The organism is Enterococcus sp. 6D12_DIV0197 (assembly GCF_002174385.1).
Lineage (GTDB): Bacteria > Bacillota > Bacilli > Lactobacillales > Enterococcaceae > Enterococcus_D > Enterococcus_D casseliflavus.
In genome coordinates this window covers 3,554,188-3,571,783 of record NZ_NIBN01000001.1, presented here as the reverse complement: position 1 = coordinate 3,571,783, position 17,596 = coordinate 3,554,188, and the positions used below count along the sequence as shown (strand labels likewise).

Sequence of the window (17,596 nt, the reverse complement as noted above, 5' to 3'; positions counted from 1 at the left end):
TTTTTTCTATTCTCAAAAGGCTTGCGTATTTCTTTTTAGGAGGGATAAGTCGTGGATATTCAAGCATTCTCAGATGAGTTGATTCACTATGGCAGACAAGAACGCATGCAGGATCTGGCCATTTTGCCGAGCGGTACACAGATGGAGGTGATTTTCAGTAAAAGCTATCTCAGAAAGACCTATCAAGTACTGACCAACGAAGAAGCCCAGCAGCTGATCACTCGCTTCAAATTTTTAGGAGGAATGGAGGTGGGAGAACGACGCAAAGCTCAGTTAGGAGCAGTCAGTTATCCGTTAGGCGATCAGCTGCAGCGGCTGCGCATTTCCACAGTCGGTGATTACCAAGGGCGTGAAAGTCTCGTGATGCGGTTTCTTTATCCTTTGACTCAGGAGCACCTGCGCTATTTTTTTGCAGAAGACGTCCAGCAGATCCAACAGGCAACCAAACAAAGAGGGCTGTATTTGTTTTCTGGCCCCACTGGCTCAGGGAAATCGACCCTCATGTATCAATTAGCTCGGGCAACCAAGGGGCAAATCATTACCATCGAAGATCCTGTGGAGATCGAGGAGCCGCGCTTTTTACAGCTGCAAACCAATTTGAAGATCGAACAAGACTATGATGAATTGATTCGCTTGTCCTTGCGGCATCGTCCAGACCTGCTTTTGATCGGCGAGATTCGTAACAAAGAAACGGCGCAAGCCGCTGTACGAGCCGCTCTGACAGGTCACCGAGTATTTGCCACGATCCATGCCCGAGGTGTAGCAGAAACCAAGACGCGGCTGCTGGAATTGCTCGGGACAGACGATCGTCTGGCACATGCGCTGCAAGGGATCATTTATCAGCGATTGTTGCCAAATGAAGCGAATGAACCTCATGGATTGCTGGCATATCACTTTTATGAGGGGCAAGTGGAAAAACAGTGGCAGCACGTATTAAAACAAGTGAAAGAAAGTGGGTGGATCAGCGATGAAGTTTATGAAAAAGAAGCCCCAGCTACCACGCCGTGCAACTGAAGCCCTCTTAGTCACCTTCACGGTGTTATTGGAGAGTGGCTTTTCCCTACAAGAAAGCCTCCAAGTGCTGCTGCGCAGCCGCCAGTTTTCTGAACCTGTGATCGAACAGCTAATTGTCCATCTCGCCCAAGGGCAAAGCTTTGCAGCAGCGGTAGCGCCGTTGTCGTTATCGGCTACTGAAAAAAGTCAGCTTCATTTAGCAGAAAATCATGGGGATCTCACGGCGACCTTGCGGCGGATGGTCGACTACCATAAATTGGTCAACAAGCAAAAACAGCTGCTGTACAAAGTAGCTGCCTATCCGCTTTTGTTACTGGTCTTTTTAATAGCGGCGCTTTTTGGGATGCACCGCTTTTTATTGCCCCAATTGCTAGCCTCTGGCATGATCGACGAAGGTCATTGGGGCATTCGCGCCATCACTTGGGCACCAGCAGTACTTATCCTCTTCTTGTTGTTAAGTGTGCTGCTTTTTGTGATCAGCCGCTGGGTGTTTGCCCGCCGCACTGCCTTGCAAAAAGCTGTGTTTTTTAGCCACCTGCCATTGTTCGGAGCATTGTACACGAGTTATCACACGAGTTTTTTCGCATTGGAATGGGGCAAGTTGTTTCAGCAAGGGTTAGATATCCAACAGATCATTGAGTGTATGGAGCACACCAATAAAGCTACCTTGATCCAAGAATTAGCACGAGAACTGCGAGTGACCTTGACACTTGGGGGCGAACTCCCAGAAAAACTTCGTCATTTCTCGTTTCTCACACCCGAATTTTCTTTGATCGTCTTTCAAGGAGAAGTACGAGGAAAGTTAGGAGAAGAGCTTTTTTTATACAGTCAATTATTGATGGAACGCTTGTTTCAACGAATCGAAAAAGCCATTCACTGGGTTCAGCCTCTGATTTTTTTGTTGGTTGCTTTAATGATCGTTGGGATCTATGCCGCTATGTTTTTACCAATCTATGGAAATATCCAAGGAGTGATCGAATGATAGAAAAGAAAGTAGCATCTCCTCGCAAGCAGGGGATTTGGCGTGTCAAAAAAGGCTTTACATTGGTTGAAATGCTAGTCGTTTTATTAGTGATCAGTATTTTGGTTTTGTTGTTTGTCCCAAATCTTGCCAATCAAAGAGGAATCATTGATGAGAAAGGAAATGCGGCGATCGTGAAAGTAGTGGAAACCCAGATCGAACTCTTTCGTCTAAATGAAGATCGGGTGCCTTCGAAAGAAGAATTGATTGCAGAAGGGTATGTATCTGAGGAACAATATGCGATTTATGAGCAGAGAAAGTGAGAACAATGGCACTAGGGGATTTTCTGGGTTTACCTTGATGGAAAGTCTCTTGGTACTCTTGGTCAGTAGTCTCTTTCTCTTTTTCCCCGTCGTGGCTATCGAGTACTATCAACGCTCTGCGGAAGTTTTCGGCTTTTGTGCTCGCTTAGAAAAAGGACTCTATACCTTGCAGCAATCGGCCATCATCGATAACACACAAACCCGAGCAATCTATCAAGCAGAGCCAACACCAACTGTTTCATTTTACGGCGCTGCAACTGAGCCAGTCACCAAGATCGACGTTCCTCCTCAACTAGCGATGCAGGCGTTTCCCGATATTCTTTTTAGTAGTCAATCCGGCAACAACAGCAGTCTGCGAAGGATCATTTTCTATTGGCAGGAGAAAAAGCAAACCATCAGCTATAAGTTTTTATTTGGGAGTGGCCGTTATGAAAAAATCGTTGAATAGTGGGTTCATCTTAGCAGAAAGCCTGATTGGCTTTGGGGTCTTGGCAACTTGTGTGTTACTGTTTTTAGCAATGCAGACCGCTTCACTGACGCAAAGTGCGGCATTGCAAGAAAAAGCCCAAATGCTGCGGGTGCTGTATGAAGAAGTCCAGAACCACTCCTTTGATGCGTCAACCATTACCTACACGACGCAGCGTCAGGCAGTCTATCAAGTTCGCTTTTGGCAAGCAGCGCAGCATCAACAAGCACGCATCCAAAGTTGCGAGCAGCTCTGGGAGATCGTGTATGAAGAGTAAAGGCTTTACTTTGTTGGAGTGTCTGTTGTCTTTATGGGTATTGGCGATCTGCTTATTGCTGATCAGCGGGATCGTTAAGCACCTCGCACCCGTCAATCAGCAGATCATGGCTCGCAAAGATCAAGAATGGCATGTGTTTTTGTTTCAGCTGGAACGGGAATTAAGTACCTGTACCTATCTATCGTTCAGTGAGACCACACTGTATTTGCGAAGCAGTCAAAACAATTCGGTCACCATCGATCGCATCAATCGCGTGCTGCGAAAGCGGGACAACAATGGGTATCAACCACTATTGACAGAAGTAACGGATGTGTCTTTTGAGAAAATTGGCGCAGCGATCCGCTTTACCGTTTCCTTTGAGAATGGAGAGCAGAAAATTGGACAATGGAAAATTCACACACAAGAGTCGGCATAAAGGCGGTATTTTACTCACAGCATTGTTGTTTGTGCAGCTGTTGAGCTTGATGTTATTGCTAGTGTTAGAAAACAGCCGCACAACAGCCCTTTTTTATACAAAAACCATTGAAACCTATGAAGCCCGCATCATGAGCGAACTGTTTCATGCGGAATTCTTGCAAAACGAATTGGCAGATCAAGGGTCACGACTTTATAATGTAGGAAAGTTAACCTATGAACGGCAAGGACAACTCTTACAGATCGAGTGCCATGTCAAAAGCCGCCGCTTTACATTTACCTTTTTGTTACCCGAAGAAGAGCCTGAAATAGACACAGATGACCAAGAAAAATAGTACAGGAAAAGGATGGTTGTTTCGACCATCCTTTTTCATACAGAAATAGAAAAAGAATGTTTACAGCTTCACAAATTATTCTAAACGAAAGCGATTGATTATTTTGGATGAATCGGCTAAAATTAAACAGGTATATATGTTGTTATAGTTTTGAAAAGAGGTGCAAGATGTCCGCAGAAAAAATGGAAACGTCTTTTCATTTGACCGTTGAAGCGATCCAACTGCTTCAAAACGCATTGGAAACGTCTTTTTTTGATGCTTACGTAGAGACGATCGAAAATTTTGTTGATCAATACCAAGTTCGCGTGATCGATGGGGTACCAGATGAAGCAACTGCTGCTCGTTTAGAAACCATCTATCAAGAAATTCGAGCAATGGAACTATCGGCAGAAGAAAAACGCAAGCTTGCGCAGTTGGTTTTGTTGAAAGGCAGCCAAACGGAGCGCCTGCAGGCCAATCACCAACTGACACCAGATAGTCTTGGGTTTTTATTCGTCTATTTGATCGAGCAGTTGAGTAGTGCCGACCAACCAGTGAAACTTCTTGATTTATCGGTAGGCATGGGGAATCTCTTATTGACAGTCTTGCTGAATCTGCAATTAGCGAAGCGTCCAGTAGAAGGAACCGGTGTGGATATTGACGAAACCTTGTTGGCGATCGCAGCTGCGACTGGCGAATGGACCAAAGCGCCCTTGCATTTGTTCCATCAAGATGGCTTGCAAGAGCTTTTGATCGAACCGATGGATCTGGCGATCAGCGATCTACCGGTGGGCTATTACCCACAAGATGACAAAGCCCGCAGCTTCATTACGGCGGCTCCAGAAGGGCACAGTTACGCCCATCATTTGTTGATGGAACAAGCGATGAACTATGTCAAAGCTGGCGGTTACGGTTTGTTCTTAGTACCAAGCAACTTCTTGGAAACGGAACAGAGTGAATTTTTGAAAAAATGGCTGAAAGAAAAGGTTTATTTGCAAGGAATGATTCAGCTTCCTGAAGAACTCTTTAAAAATGAACATTCACGTAAAAGTATTTTGCTTTTACAAAACCATGGAGGGACAAGCAAACAAGCAGACGAAGTCTTGCTGGTCAAGCTAGCCTCACTGAAAGAACCAAAGAACATCACAAAACTTTTTGAACAATTTGCGGCTTGGAAAGCAGCAAATCTGTAATATAATTCGGATAAGGAGATCATCATGTCAAAAACAATCGCAATCAATGCTGGAAGTTCAAGTTTAAAATGGCAATTATATCAAATGCCAGAGGAAACAGTTGTCGCTAAAGGAATCGTTGAACGAATCGGTTTGAAAGATTCTATCTTTACCATCAAATATGGGGAAGATCAAAAATTCGAACAAATCATCGACATCAACGATCACGAAGTAGCTGTAAAAATGTTATTGGATCAACTGATCGAATTAAACATTTTAGGTGCCTATGATGAAATCACTGGCGTCGGTCACCGCGTTGTTCACGGCGGAGAAGATTTCCCTGATTCAGTTGTGATCACAGACGAAGTGATGGAACGCATCCAAGCATTGGCTGAATTTGCGCCATTACACAACCCAGCAAACTTGATGGGGATCACTGCTTTCAAAAAAATCTTGCCAGAAATCATCAGTGTCGCTGTTTTTGATACTTCTTTCCATGCAACGATGCCAAAACACAATTACCTATACAGCTTGCCATTAGAGTACTATAACGAATTTAAAGTACGTAAATACGGCTTCCACGGTACAAGCCACCGTTATGTTTCTGAGCGTGCAGCAGAAATGTTAGGTAAACCAATCGAAGAATTAAAAATCATCACTTGCCATCTAGGGAACGGTGCGTCGATCACTGCGGTTGACGGCGGAAAATCAGTAGATACATCAATGGGCTTCACGCCATTAGCTGGTGTAACGATGGGCACACGTTCAGGTGACATCGATCCTGCTGTTTTGCCTTACTTAATGGAAAAATTAGATTTGAATATCGATGAAATGGTGGATGTTTTAAACAAAAAATCTGGTTTATTAGGCTTAACTGGTATTTCCAGCGACATGCGCGATCTAGAAGCAAACTACGACAAAGAAGAAGTCAAAGTTGCTTATGACGTCTTTACTGACCGCATCCGTAAATACATCGGTGGCTATGTCACAACCATGAACGGTGTTGATGCGATCGTCTTTACTGCCGGTATCGGTGAAAATGATGCCCACGTCCGCAGCGAAGTTATCAAAGGCATGACTTGGTTTGGTTGCGAATTAGATGCCGATCAAAATGCAAAACGCGGCGAAGAATTAGTGATCTCAACTGAAGAGTCAAAAGTCAAAGTACTTTTGATCCCAACAGATGAAGAATTAATGATCGCTCGCGATGTGGAACGTTTACGCGGCTAAGCGAAAACCTTCCTTAGAATAGAAGCTGAAACACATGCAAGAGAAATGCTTGCATGTGTTTTTTTGTAGGAAAGTCCGCAAATGGGGCTAGAGAGAAAAATTGGTGAAGACCATTTTCTAATTTTTTAAACAGATAATTTAATAATTATACATATTAAAATTGGCTCATACTGCACCTAGGTGGAGGGCTTCTCATTTTGCTTTCATTTGAATTTAAATTTCTCTCCTTTTTTACAAGGTGTTCTCAGGGAAATACCCTTGTAAAAGTTGCCAAATGGGAATAAACTGGCATTTGTGAATTTTCAGAAAAATTCCGCTATTTTATTTTCATTAATTTTTATAAGGGGCCATTACATATGGAAAAAGAAAAAACATTCTTAGGTCAGCCGCGAGGGCTGTCGACTTTATTCTTCACGGAAATGTGGGAACGATTCAGTTATTATGGTATGCGGGCGATTTTGGTGTACTTCATGTACGATGCAGTTGCCAACGGCGGCTTAGGGTTGCCAAAAGGAACGGCTGTAGCGATCATGTCGATTTACGGTTCCTTAGTGTATATGTCAAGTATTGTTGGCGGTTGGATCTCGGACCGTCTGTTAGGATCAAATAAATCCGTCTTTTATGGTGGGACCTTGATCATGTTAGGACACATCGTTTTGGCAACACCTTTAGGGATTCCAGCGTTGTTTGTGTCCATGATGCTGATCGTCATCGGAACCGGACTCTTGAAATCCAACGTGTCGGGTATGGTGGGGCATTTATACACCAAAGACGATATCCGTCGGGATGCTGGTTTCTCGATTTTCTATATGGGGATCAATATTGGCGGCTTGTTAGCACCGATCATCGTCGGGATCTTAGGACAAGAGGTCAACTACCACTTAGGCTTTTCGATTGCTGCTATCGGGATGTTCATCGGTTTGGTGCAGTATTATGTGCAAGGAAAAACCACGTTGAAAAATGTAGCGATCGCGCCAACGAATCCCTTATCGGCTGCCGAAAAGAAAACCTTCTTCCGAGCAGTCGTTCTGGTTCTTCTCGCATTGGCAGTGTTGTTTGGTGCAGCAGCTGCAACTGGCCATCTGACGGTTGATTTCTTCATCAACTTTATCAGTGTTCTAGGTATTTTCTTACCGATCTACTACTTTACCAAAATGCTCCGTTCGAAAGATGTCACACCAGATGAAAAGAAAAAAGTGTTGGCCTACATTCCGCTGTTTTTGTCAGCGATCGTCTTTTGGTCATTGGAAGAACAAGGCTCATCGATCTTGGCATTGTTTGCCGCTGACCGTACGCAATCAACGTTATTCGGCATCAATATTCCAGCAAGTTTGTATCAAACCTTAAATCCACTTTTTGTCGTCTTACTGACGCCTGTCTTTGTCTGGTTGTGGACCAAACTAGGCTCTCGTCAGCCACGGACAGAAGTGAAGTTTGCCATCGGTTTAGTCTTAGCCGGTTTGTCTTTTCTATTGCTAATGCTGCCAAGCCTCTTGTTTGGAGTAGAAGAACGGGTCAGCCCATTATGGTTGGTATTGAGCTTCTTCATCATGATTGCAGGGGAAATGTGTCTTTCACCGGTGGGCTTGTCGGTGACGACCAAACTAGCGCCGAAAGCCTTCGAAGCACAAACCTTGGCGATTTGGTTGTTAGCAGACGCTTCTTCACAAGCCATCAATGCGCAAATCGCTCGGTTCTACACACCGCAAACAGAAGGGATGTACTATGGCATCGTCGGCGGAGTAGCCGTTGTTGTCGGCATCATCTTGTATTTAGCTAGAAAACCGATCCGCAACTTGATCGGCAACATTCATTGATCAAAAAATAAAAACTTGATTTTCCGCCTATGCATGGATTGAACAACCCATGCATACGGTAGGAAAATCAAGTTTTTTTGTTGCGAATCAATCTCTTAGTCAATCAAGGGGCTCAGGGACTGGCGCGTGATCTGCTGCTGTGCAATGACCAGAGCTTCTTGGAAGTGCTGCTGTAAAAAGTAGCGGTCATGGCTGACCGCCAGCAGGGTCCCTTGATAATCTTGCAGCATTTCTTCAATTTCTTCTCGGGCATAGCTGTCGAGGTGATTGGTTGGTTCATCCAAAATCAGGACGTTGATTTTTTCTAAAAAGAGTTTCAGTAACGCCAAACGGATTTTTTCACCACCAGATAAATCTTTGATTCGTTTGGCCACATCACTTTGATAAAACCCACTTTTGGCCAATTGCCGACGAGCAGCCTCTTCGTTTCCTGTCAACGTCTGTACGTAGGCCAACAAGCGACTCTCAGGATCGGCAAACTGCAGCTGTTGGGGCAAATAGCCGATTTGTAAGCTGCTGCCGCGCTTGATAGTGCCGCCGCTAGGAAGCTCCTCACCGAGAAGTAATTTGAGTAAGGTTGATTTTCCGGTACCATTGTCGCCGATGATGGCTAGATGCTCCCCACGGTAGATTGCAAAACTACTGTCTTTGAATAGGAGCTGATCGGCATATTGCTGGTGCAAGTCGCGAACGATGAATACCTCTTTGCCTGATTTTCCGCCATTTGCCAAGCCTTGCAGCCGATTTTTCGGGGGCGCTGGCGGTTTGACCAGTGTAAGTTTCGCTAGGCGGCGTTCCAATTCTTTGGCTTTTTTGAAGAAGGATTCATTGTCTCCTTCATGGCCCCACTGACGAAACCGACGAATCATGACTTTCAGCCGCTGGACTTCTTTTTGCTGCAGTTCGTAATTTTTGGTCAGCTCCGCCAAGCGAGCTTCTTTTAAGACACGAAATCGGCTGTAATTTCCAGGATACTCAACCAAGGCGCCTTCTTCCAGTTCCCAGGTCTTGGTGGTGACTTGATCGAGAAAGTGCCGATCGTGCGAAACGACTAGAACCGCTTTTTTCGTGTTCTGTAAATAATTTTCTAACCAGCGGATACTGGAAAGATCCAAGTGATTGGTTGGTTCATCCAGTAACAGCAGGTCAGCATCGGCAACTAACACTTTAGCTAAAGCGACTTTGACCCGTTCACCGCCGCTAAGCTCTGTTAAGCGTGCGTCCTGTCGATGGGGAATTCCTAAGCCTTGTAAGATCGCGGAAATTCGGTCTTCTAATCCATAGCCGCCCAGCTCTTCAAAGCGCTGCTGCAGCTCGCCATAACGGATCAGACACTTCTCTAAATCAGTATCGGGTTCTGCCATCAAGGCTTCGTAATGGCTCATTTGCTGCTTGAGTTCTTGAATGGTAGCAGCAGAATGGAGCAGGTAGTGGGTAACGGTTGCTTCAGAAACTGTCAGCTCTTGCTCGACCGTCCCGATCCTCAAGCCTTTTTGGCGGCTGATAACGCCGCTATCGACGCCTTCACTGCCAGTCAAGATTTGTAAAAAGGTTGATTTGCCCGTTCCGTTGATGCCGACTAGGGCAATTTTTTCCCCAGCTTCGATTTGGCAGGCTAACTCCTCAAATAACGGATTCCCGCCGATGGTTTTTTTAATAGCAATTGCTTGTATGATCATGATCTCTCTCCTTGAGACCACTCAAAAAGGCCATGGATATCCATGGCCAGTGTTATTTAAACTCAGATTCTCTTGAGAAAAATACCTTGAGATGGCCATTGATTTTACGTAAATGTAACTGTTTTGGACAGACTCGTCCCGTCAACAGCAACTGTAAAACCAATTGCATGGCTAAATGCGATATGGTATCGTTGGTAATTTTCATTACTTGTTATTTTAGTCATGCGCATCATGGTAGTTTCCCCTCCTTTGTGTCTTTGTCTTTTCAGTGTACCTGAAAGTATCAGAAAGTTCAACCAGTACTGGCGGTTTCTTAGCGTTCCTCGATGCGTAATTCTGTCAGAGAGCTTTCTTTCATCTGACCGATGACTAATGGAACGGTCTCATGAACCACATCGCTGTATTCTAAGCCGAACCAGCGTTCAGGTGAAATGGTATGGCGTTTGATAAAAAGCTTCGTCTGCATAACTTGCTTCTGCCATTTGCTTAATGCAGTTGCATTCGACAGCTCTTCTTCGATCATCACGAATTGGAAATCGCCCACATTGCGTCCAGGCGTTAAGGAGTAGCGTTGCGGCTGCAGCGGCAAGCGACCATCTTTCATCAATTCTTGAATGATTTGGCGAATGTAGAGATTGACTTCTTGCGGCACCCGAAAGCCGAGATAAAGCTTTAGTTTAACGATAAAATCGGTATCTGCCATCGAAACTTCATATTTTTTCGTATAGGGTTCGTCGGTGACTTCCACATTGACGAACCAATACACTTTGGCACGTTTTGGCCGTTTATCTAAAATGGAATAGATGAACTGCTGACCGATCTGATCGTCTTGCAGTTTAGGAACCATGAAGACGACGTTCGTCTGAGATAACGGCAAAGAATCATCTTCCCGCAACTGTTTCAATTGAGGGATGTAGGTAGAAAGCGCAACTTCTTCGGCAGCATTTTCTTGAATACGATTGCCCCATTCCCAAATCAGCATCACGCCGATGATCACGCTAGCTAATAAGATGGCAACGTAACCGCCATGGAAAAATTTGGTCGCACTGGAGATAAAGAAAATCCCCTCGATCGCTGCAAAAAAGAGCGTGATGAACGGTGCCAAGAAACGGGTCTTCTTGTTTTGGTGCAAGTAGAAATACAGCAAAATAGTGGTCATCAACATCGTTACCGTAATGGCCAATCCATAAGCAGCTTCCATCCGAGTAGAGGTCTGGAAGAACAAGACCACGCCAGAACAGGCGATCCACAGCAAGGTGTTCAAGGCAGGAATATACATTTGCCCGATAGACGCCCCCGGATAGATGATTTGCATCCGCGGCAATAGTTTCAACTTGATGGCTTCAGAAACCAGGGTAAAGGAGCCAGACAGCAGGGCTTGCGAAGCTATGATGGCAGCGAGGGTGGCAAAGCTGACACCAAAGACTGTCCACCCTTGCGGCAACGCTTGGAAGAATGGATTCAAGTTTTCGATTTCTTGATAAGTCGGGTTTTGATAGACTTGCAGCAACCACGCAGCTTGACCAAAGTAATTTAGCATCAAGCAGATTTTGATATAGGGCCAGCTGGCATAAATGTTTTTCTTGCCCACGTGACCTAAGTCCGAGTAGAGGGCTTCCGCACCAGTCGTTGCCAAAAAGATATTGCCGAGAATAAAGAGACCGGCACTGTTATCGGGACTAAAGAGCAAATTGATCGCATAACGGGGATCAAGGGCGCGAATCACCGAAAGGTCACCAGCAAAGTTCATCACGCCGACGATCCCTAAGAAAGTGAACCAGCCTAGCATGATCGGTCCGAAGGCTTTGCCGACAAACTCAGTTCCAAAGCGCTGCAGGGCAAAGAGGACCAATAAGATTGCTAAGGTGATGCCGACGATGATCGATTGGTCATTGCCGAAGCGATCAAAAAAGACTGGAATCCCCCGTAATCCTTCGATGGCAGTGGTCACCGTCACGGCTGGCGTCAACACGCCATCTGCTAGCAAGGCTGCGCCCCCGATGATTGCTGGAATAATCAAATAGCGGCTGTTTTTACGAACGAGAGTATAAAGGGAGAAAATCCCGCCTTCTCCATGATTATCCGCGTTTAATGCGATCAAGACGTACTTGATCGTCGTTAACAAGGTCAGCGTCCAAAAGACGAGCGAGACGCTACCTAAGATAAAATCGGGTGTTAGGGTGCGTAGTCCGCCATTGTCCTCCACCAGTGCTTTCATTACGTAAAGCGGGCTCGTACCGATATCACCGTAGACCACCCCCATGGCGACTAAAAGTCCGCCGGCGGTCACTTTTTTCATTTTACTTGAACTCATTGACTGTTTTCCCTCCATTTTAAACTGCAAAAAGACCTAAGCGGCCCCTTGCCACTTAGGTCTTGCAAGAAACATCTTAAACCAGCGGATTCCCGCTTGCTGTTGATCTAAGATCATGGAACGATCCATGTGCTACTCCCCTAAAGTGCTCTTATTATCTTTGTTTTTACAGCTCCTGTCAATTGATTTGTTAAAAATGGCAATAAACATTTTTCATTTCCTGCTTTTCAGCGTAAGATAACAATAGGTATGGAATAAGGAGGCAGGAAAATGATTGAGATCAAGAATCTGACGAAACAGTATGGACCAAAAAAAGCGTTGTCTGATCTTTCCCTGACGATCCGTCAAGGGGAGATCTTTGGCTTTCTGGGACACAACGGAGCAGGGAAGTCGACCACGATCAAAAGCTTAGTGAGTATTTTGCAGCCAACGAGTGGGGAAATCTATTTTGATGGCCAATCCCTTGTGGAACATCGAGAAGCGATAAAAAAACAAATTGCTTATGTGCCGGACACCCCCGATTTGTTTTTACAGCTAACGGCAGGGGAGTATTGGGACTTGATTGCCGCAGCGTATGAGGTGCCAGCAGCGGAAAAGGCCGAGCGTTTGCAAAAATTAGGACGCTTGTTTGATATGCTATCTCATGAAGAAGAGACCATCGCCAGCTTTTCCCATGGAATGCGGCAAAAAACGCTGCTGATTGGGGCATTGATCCCCGATCCTGACATTTGGATCTTGGATGAACCGTTACAAGGCTTAGATCCCCAAGCGGCGTATGATTTAAAAGAAATGATGAAACAGCATGCTGCCAAGGGCAAGACCGTGATTTTTTCCACCCATGTCTTAGACACCGCCCAGCAGTTGTGTGATCAATTGGCGATTTTGAAAAAAGGCGAGCTGCTGTACAATGGCTCAGTGGCAGATTTGCTGGCACAGCATCCGTCGCTTTCTTTGGAAACGATCTATCTGCAAATGACTGGGAGAAGTCAAGAAGAAGCGATTCTTGCAGAAGCGGAGGAAGCGTAGATGCGAAAACAACAATTTCTGACTCTGACCTCCGTTAATTTGCGGTATGCCAATCCCCAATTGACAGACAAAGCCCGCAAAAAAGGCAAGGCTGGTTCGACCTTGACCAGTTATTTGCTGTTTCAATATGCGCTTTCTGGGGTAGTGTTTCTGCTAGTCTATGGGTTGACGATGATCACATTGGATTTTAGTCAGATGCCAGGCTTTTTTACCGCTTATGTCGCTTTGTTCGGGATCTTAGGCTTTTCCCAAGGGATTTCGTCCATTTACAATGTTTTTTTCGAGAGTCAAGATCTGCCAGCGTATTTGCCGCTGCCCTTTCGACAGAGTGAAATTTTTCTGGCAAAGATCGTGGTGGTATTTCTCACCGTTGCGCCGTTTATTTTTCCTCTGTTGGTCTTATTTCTCCTAACAGGGATTCGGGCAAATGTCTTTTTCTTGCTGACGATCTTATGGGCGTTCTTGCTGTTCGGCTTGTTTTTAGTCTTGATCTTCAGCATTTGCAGCTTGATCGTCTTCAGCCTGACGCGCACCAAGTTTTTCTTGAAGCATAAAAAATTGGTCACTAGTTTATTGCTAGGCGTGACGATGCTGGTTGTTGTGATCGGGGTCTTAATGATGAATCAGGTGAATACTTATGAGACAGACGTGGTAGATCGGGGAGCGATCAGCTTTTTATTGCCCTTTTATTATGTGATGGTGGCACCGTTTCAAACGACTGGTTTGCTTAGCTTGCTAGGGATCATCGCCACAGCAGGCGTGTTGCTTTTTGCCCTCTATCGATTGATCTTGCCGAAGTTTTATGAGCAAGTGGCAGCCGCGGCGCCCAACCAAGGGAGTGTTCGTCGGAAGCATAAACCCAATCAAGGCTTGGGCCAGCTGTTGTTTAATTACAATTCGCAGTTGATCCGAGATCCGAATTTGATCATGCAAGTCTTTTCTTCTTCGTTGCTGATGCCCATTATTTTCTTAGTGTCCTTTGTGTTTACAGGAGCGATTCAGTTAAGTGAATTGGATGAGCGGTTTATCGGTGTCGTTTTTGTGGCGGGGATCGCCTTGGCAGCATTGATGGTCAACCCGACTTCTTTTATCAGTAATTTGATCTCATTGGATCAGGAGAATTTCTTGTTTGTCCGCTCCTTGCCGCTATCGATGAAGCGCTACTTGCGGGAAAAATTCCGCTTTGGGGTCGTTTTGCAGCTGAGCTTAACGGCAGTCATCGTGCTGGCAGCAGTCCTTCTGTTCAGAATGCCGCTGATTTTGGCTGTCTCTTTTCTAATCGGGGCACTTTGGAGCAGTTTTCTTTTGTGCTTGAAATATTTTGCTCGTGATTATCGGCTGCTGCTTTTGGATTGGACCAACATCAGTCAATTGTTTACGAGAGGGGCGGGGAGTCTTGGGTTAGCCATTGGAACGATCGCAACGCTGTTTCTTTCCATCATTGTTATCATCCTTTACGGCTTTGCTGCGACTTCGGTTAATTTTTGGTTATTGAATGGTCCGGTTTTCTTTGTGATCCTCTTGACCAGCGTCCTTTGGATAGCCCATTATCACCATAGATTTTGGCGTCGTTTTTCCTAAGGGAAGCGACGCTTTGCTTTTTTTATTTAAGGATGGGTAAATTAACTATTTATTCAGAAAATTCAGAAAAACTATTTACAATCAAGCGGAAACATGGTTAGATAGGAGTACCTATTACTTTGCTTTCATTTTTTGCTGTACAAGTTTGGATAACCGACTTGTCAAAGAGCTGTGACCAAAGTCAAAAAGACCAATGAGACCTGAGCGCTCGTTGCCTCTTTTGCTTTTGTCACGGTTTTTTTTGTACAAAAAAAACCTGCCAAGCAGCGGCAGGTCGTCTCACTATTAAGCTTTCGTGTGGTCTTTTGCTGGGACTTTGTTTTCTAGGTCTGTCCGTACAACTAACACATCACAGCCGGCATGGCGAATGACATACTCAGAAACGGAACCGATAAAGATTCGTTCCACGGCATTTAAACCAGTGGCACCGATCATAATCAAATCGATGTCGTGATCTTCTGGCAATTGTTTGGCAATGATCGGTTTTGGCGAGCCGTATTCGATCACCGTTTTGACCGCAGTTACTTGATGCTTGCGGGCATAATCCTCATAGTCTTTCAAGGTTTGTTTGGCCATTTCGGTTGCTTGTTCAGCAAGCATGCCGTCAAAAGAAGAAACGGTTTGAAAGGCACGAGTGTCGATCACATGTGCTAAAACCAATTCAGAATCATTCCGCTGTGCCACGTTCACGGCTTTTTTGAAGGCTAATTCTGACTCGCTAGACCCATCGACGGCTACCATGATTCGTTGATATTGTTGTAACATAAGAAACACTCCCATCTGTTATCTTCTACTTTTATTGTAATGCTTTTTTCTGGAAAAAGAAAACCTAATCTTTCTTTTTTTTCATTTTTTGTGCCAACAAGATGCTGAAAGATGCGGAAGAGAGCAGCAATAAAGCCAAATAAAACAAGGCAATCAGCTCCTTATCGACAAAGCCCACAACCAATGCCACCACGCCTAAAAGGAAATGAATGAGACTATAGGTTTTTAAGAAGACCTTATTCGCCTCGGTGGTAGGGATCAAAGTGAAAAAAATCGCTTGTTTGGCATAAAGCAAATAACTGGTGCCGAATAACACGAGTGCCACGATCGTAAATAATAGAAGAATCATAAACATACGCCATCCTGTCCTAAGTTGATAAGTTTAGTATAGCGAACCCTAGAAAGAATAGCAAAAGCCACCCTTACTCTGATGTCAGGCAAGGACGTTTCACTGTTGCTATCGGTTAGAAAACGCAAAAAAGCCATCTGTTAAAAACAGATGGCACATTCTAAAAAGAATGGGTAATATCCGTTGATGCCGTTCTTTTTCCCATAGTATTGATCCCGCAAATTCTAGCAGGTGGGTTCCACGGTCTAAGCTTCGAACTACCAAAGGAAAAGGCATGTTACCAGCATTGACACAAGACGGATCCCAAGATATCAATAAAAATGTTCGGTCAACACACAAAAGGGACAACTCGTACATCACAGAATTCCCACCCTTATAGTAGCATAGGAATGACGAAGGTGCAATAAAGTTGTTTGAAAACGATACCAAAAAGTCGCTATTTTTTTTAAGTACCTAGTTTTTTTTCTTTCGCTGCTGCAATTGTTGGTACCGTTGACCTAAGGCTTGCTCATATTTACCAGTGGCTTTTGGTTGGTAATAATGAGTATTTTTCAGCTTATCAGGTAAGTATTGCTGATCGACCCAGGCATCATCAAAATTATGCGGGTATTGATAGCCGACACCCCGATTCAAGCTTTGGGCACCCTTGTAATGACTGTCTCGTAAATGATCCGGGACATCGCCAGCTTTACCGCTGCGAATATCTGCGATCGCTGCATCCAATGCCATGTAGGCAGAGTTGGATTTTGGTGACAGACATAGATCGACCACTGTATCGGCTAACGGAATCCGAGCTTCTGGCAAGCCCAAACGTTCAGCGGCTAACACAGCATTGACGGTTCGAGCAGCGGCTGCTGGGTTAGCTAAACCAATGTCTTCATAGCCGATGACCATCAAGCGCCGACAAATGATCGCCAGATCGCCTGCCTCTACTAAACGACCTAAGTAATGCAGCGCACCATCCACATCGCTGCCGCGAATCGATTTTTGAAAAGCAGAGATCACATCATAGTGCGCATCCCCATCTTTATCGTGGGTCAATGCTTTACGCTGGACGCACTCTTCGATGATCGCTAAGGTCAAATGAATAATGCCGTCTGGTCCTTTTGGGGTGGAACGAGCAGCGAGCTCTAAGCCGTTTAGCGCACTTCGTAAATCACCGTTGGTCGCTCGCGAGAGATGCAAGCGGGCATCATCGGTCAATACGATGGTTTCTGATCCAAGTCCGCGAGTTTCATCTGCTAAGGCTTGATCAATGGCGGTCAAAATGTCTTCTTCTTGGAGCGGTTTGACTTCAAAAATCTGTGTCCGACTGCGAATCGCTGGATTGATCGTAATGTAGGGATTTTCCGTCGTGGCACCGATCATAATGATCTTGCCGCTTTCTAAATGGGGCAGTAAAAAGTCTTGTTTTGTCTTGTCTAGTCGATGGACTTCATCAAGCAGTAAAATGACAGTACCGCTCATTTTGGCTTCCTCTGCCACGATCTGCAGGTCTTTTTTTGTATCTGTGGCGGCGTTCAGCATGCGAAACGCATAGCGTGTCGAGCCGGCGATCGCACTGGCAATGCTGGTTTTTCCGGTTCCCGGCGGTCCGTATAGGATCATCGAAGAAAGCATTTTGGCTTCGACCATTCGGCGAATGATTTTCCCCGGGCCAACCAAATGCTGCTGTCCGACGACTTCATCTAAGTTCCGTGGCCGCATTCGATAAGCAAGTGGCTGCTGCATAAAACGATCCTCTCCTTTTCCTGTAAGTATAACATAAGAACGTATATTCTCATAAACAAGCTGATTTGCGTCTTTACAGAAACAAAAGGGCGCTTATTTTCCACTCAGTCAGCAAAAATCAGGTTCGTTGAAAAGAAATCGTTGAGAACGTCGTAACTCTGTA

17 protein-coding genes and 1 other RNA gene are annotated in these 17,596 nt (G+C 45.0%); 12 read left to right on the top strand and 6 right to left on the bottom strand.

Annotated elements, in window-relative coordinates:
• The first annotated feature begins 51 nt into the window (after positions 1–51).
• The 10 genes from comGA to A5867_RS16745 all read left to right on the top strand — a co-directional run bounded on the left by comGA (position 52) and on the right by A5867_RS16745 (position 7,988).
• Positions 52–1,014: a competence type IV pilus ATPase ComGA gene (gene comGA, locus A5867_RS16790; protein ID WP_087628076.1), complete on the top strand. Its 963-nt coding sequence runs from the start codon at positions 52–54 to the stop codon at positions 1,012–1,014.
• Complete coding sequence (gene comGB / locus A5867_RS16785) at positions 968–1,996, top strand: competence type IV pilus assembly protein ComGB (RefSeq protein WP_034869028.1); 1,029 nt, start codon at positions 968–970, stop codon at positions 1,994–1,996. The genes comGA and comGB overlap by 47 nt, the downstream gene beginning before the upstream one ends.
• The gene (gene comGC / locus A5867_RS16780) at positions 1,993–2,298 is read left to right on the top strand and encodes a competence type IV pilus major pilin ComGC (protein WP_015510483.1); all 306 of its coding nucleotides are present in this window, start codon (positions 1,993–1,995) and stop codon (positions 2,296–2,298) included. The genes comGB and comGC overlap by 4 nt, the downstream gene beginning before the upstream one ends.
• On the top strand, positions 2,273–2,746 hold the full coding sequence (gene comGD, locus A5867_RS16775) for a competence type IV pilus minor pilin ComGD (protein ID WP_034857584.1): 474 nt from the start codon (positions 2,273–2,275) through the stop codon (positions 2,744–2,746). Before comGC ends, comGD begins: the two co-directional genes overlap by 26 nt.
• Complete coding sequence (locus A5867_RS16770) at positions 2,727–3,041, top strand: hypothetical protein (protein ID WP_015510481.1); 315 nt, start codon at positions 2,727–2,729, stop codon at positions 3,039–3,041. Before comGD ends, A5867_RS16770 begins: the two co-directional genes overlap by 20 nt.
• Complete coding sequence (gene comGF / locus A5867_RS16765; RefSeq protein WP_074934032.1) at positions 3,031–3,456, top strand: competence type IV pilus minor pilin ComGF; 426 nt, start codon at positions 3,031–3,033, stop codon at positions 3,454–3,456. The genes A5867_RS16770 and comGF overlap by 11 nt, the downstream gene beginning before the upstream one ends.
• Positions 3,419–3,790: a competence type IV pilus minor pilin ComGG gene (comGG, locus tag A5867_RS16760; RefSeq protein WP_231588477.1), complete on the top strand. Its 372-nt coding sequence runs from the start codon at positions 3,419–3,421 to the stop codon at positions 3,788–3,790. Before comGF ends, comGG begins: the two co-directional genes overlap by 38 nt.
• A 167-nt stretch (positions 3,791–3,957) precedes the next feature.
• Complete coding sequence (locus A5867_RS16755) at positions 3,958–4,962, top strand: class I SAM-dependent methyltransferase (RefSeq protein ID WP_008382040.1); 1,005 nt, start codon at positions 3,958–3,960, stop codon at positions 4,960–4,962.
• Positions 4,963–4,986: 24 nt separating this feature from the next.
• Positions 4,987–6,171, top strand: coding sequence for an acetate kinase (locus tag A5867_RS16750; protein ID WP_005233419.1), 1,185 nt, complete (start codon positions 4,987–4,989; stop codon positions 6,169–6,171).
• Between the two features lie 356 nt (positions 6,172–6,527).
• The gene (locus A5867_RS16745; RefSeq protein ID WP_087628075.1) at positions 6,528–7,988 is read left to right on the top strand and encodes a peptide MFS transporter; all 1,461 of its coding nucleotides are present in this window, start codon (positions 6,528–6,530) and stop codon (positions 7,986–7,988) included.
• A 95-nt stretch (positions 7,989–8,083) separates the two neighbouring features.
• Here A5867_RS16745 and abc-f read toward each other — a convergent pair whose 3' ends face one another.
• Positions 8,084–9,667 carry a ribosomal protection-like ABC-F family protein gene (gene abc-f / locus A5867_RS16740; RefSeq protein ID WP_087628074.1) on the bottom strand — a complete coding sequence of 528 codons (1,584 nt, stop codon included), beginning with the start codon at positions 9,665–9,667 and terminating at the stop codon, positions 8,084–8,086.
• A gap of 313 nt (positions 9,668–9,980) precedes the next feature.
• Positions 9,981–11,981 (bottom strand): KUP/HAK/KT family potassium transporter, encoded by a 2,001-nt coding sequence (locus A5867_RS16735; protein WP_005227748.1) that lies wholly within the window; start codon positions 11,979–11,981, stop codon positions 9,981–9,983.
• A 270-nt stretch (positions 11,982–12,251) separates the two neighbouring features.
• Between A5867_RS16735 and A5867_RS16730 the strand changes: the two genes are divergently transcribed.
• On the top strand, positions 12,252–13,007 hold the full coding sequence (locus A5867_RS16730; RefSeq protein WP_005227750.1) for an ABC transporter ATP-binding protein: 756 nt from the start codon (positions 12,252–12,254) through the stop codon (positions 13,005–13,007).
• Positions 13,008–14,588, top strand: a complete 1,581-nt coding sequence (locus tag A5867_RS16725) for an ABC transporter (RefSeq protein ID WP_087628073.1) — start codon at positions 13,008–13,010, stop codon at positions 14,586–14,588.
• Positions 14,589–14,873: 285 nt separating this feature from the next.
• Here the strand turns inward: A5867_RS16725 and A5867_RS16720 are convergent, their stop codons facing one another.
• The 4 genes from A5867_RS16720 to A5867_RS16705 form a co-directional block, all read right to left on the bottom strand.
• The gene (locus tag A5867_RS16720; RefSeq protein ID WP_010749033.1) at positions 14,874–15,353 is read right to left on the bottom strand and encodes a universal stress protein; all 480 of its coding nucleotides are present in this window, start codon (positions 15,351–15,353) and stop codon (positions 14,874–14,876) included.
• Between the two features lie 64 nt (positions 15,354–15,417).
• On the bottom strand, positions 15,418–15,708 hold the full coding sequence (locus A5867_RS16715; protein ID WP_010749034.1) for a hypothetical protein: 291 nt from the start codon (positions 15,706–15,708) through the stop codon (positions 15,418–15,420).
• 167 nt (positions 15,709–15,875) lie between these two features.
• Positions 15,876–16,070: non-coding RNA, 6S RNA (gene ssrS, locus A5867_RS16710), on the bottom strand.
• Between the two features lie 85 nt (positions 16,071–16,155).
• A complete protein-coding gene (locus A5867_RS16705; RefSeq protein ID WP_015510472.1) occupies positions 16,156–17,433 on the bottom strand; it encodes a replication-associated recombination protein A in 1,278 nt (425 codons plus the stop codon).
• Between the last annotated feature and the right edge of the window lie 163 nt (positions 17,434–17,596).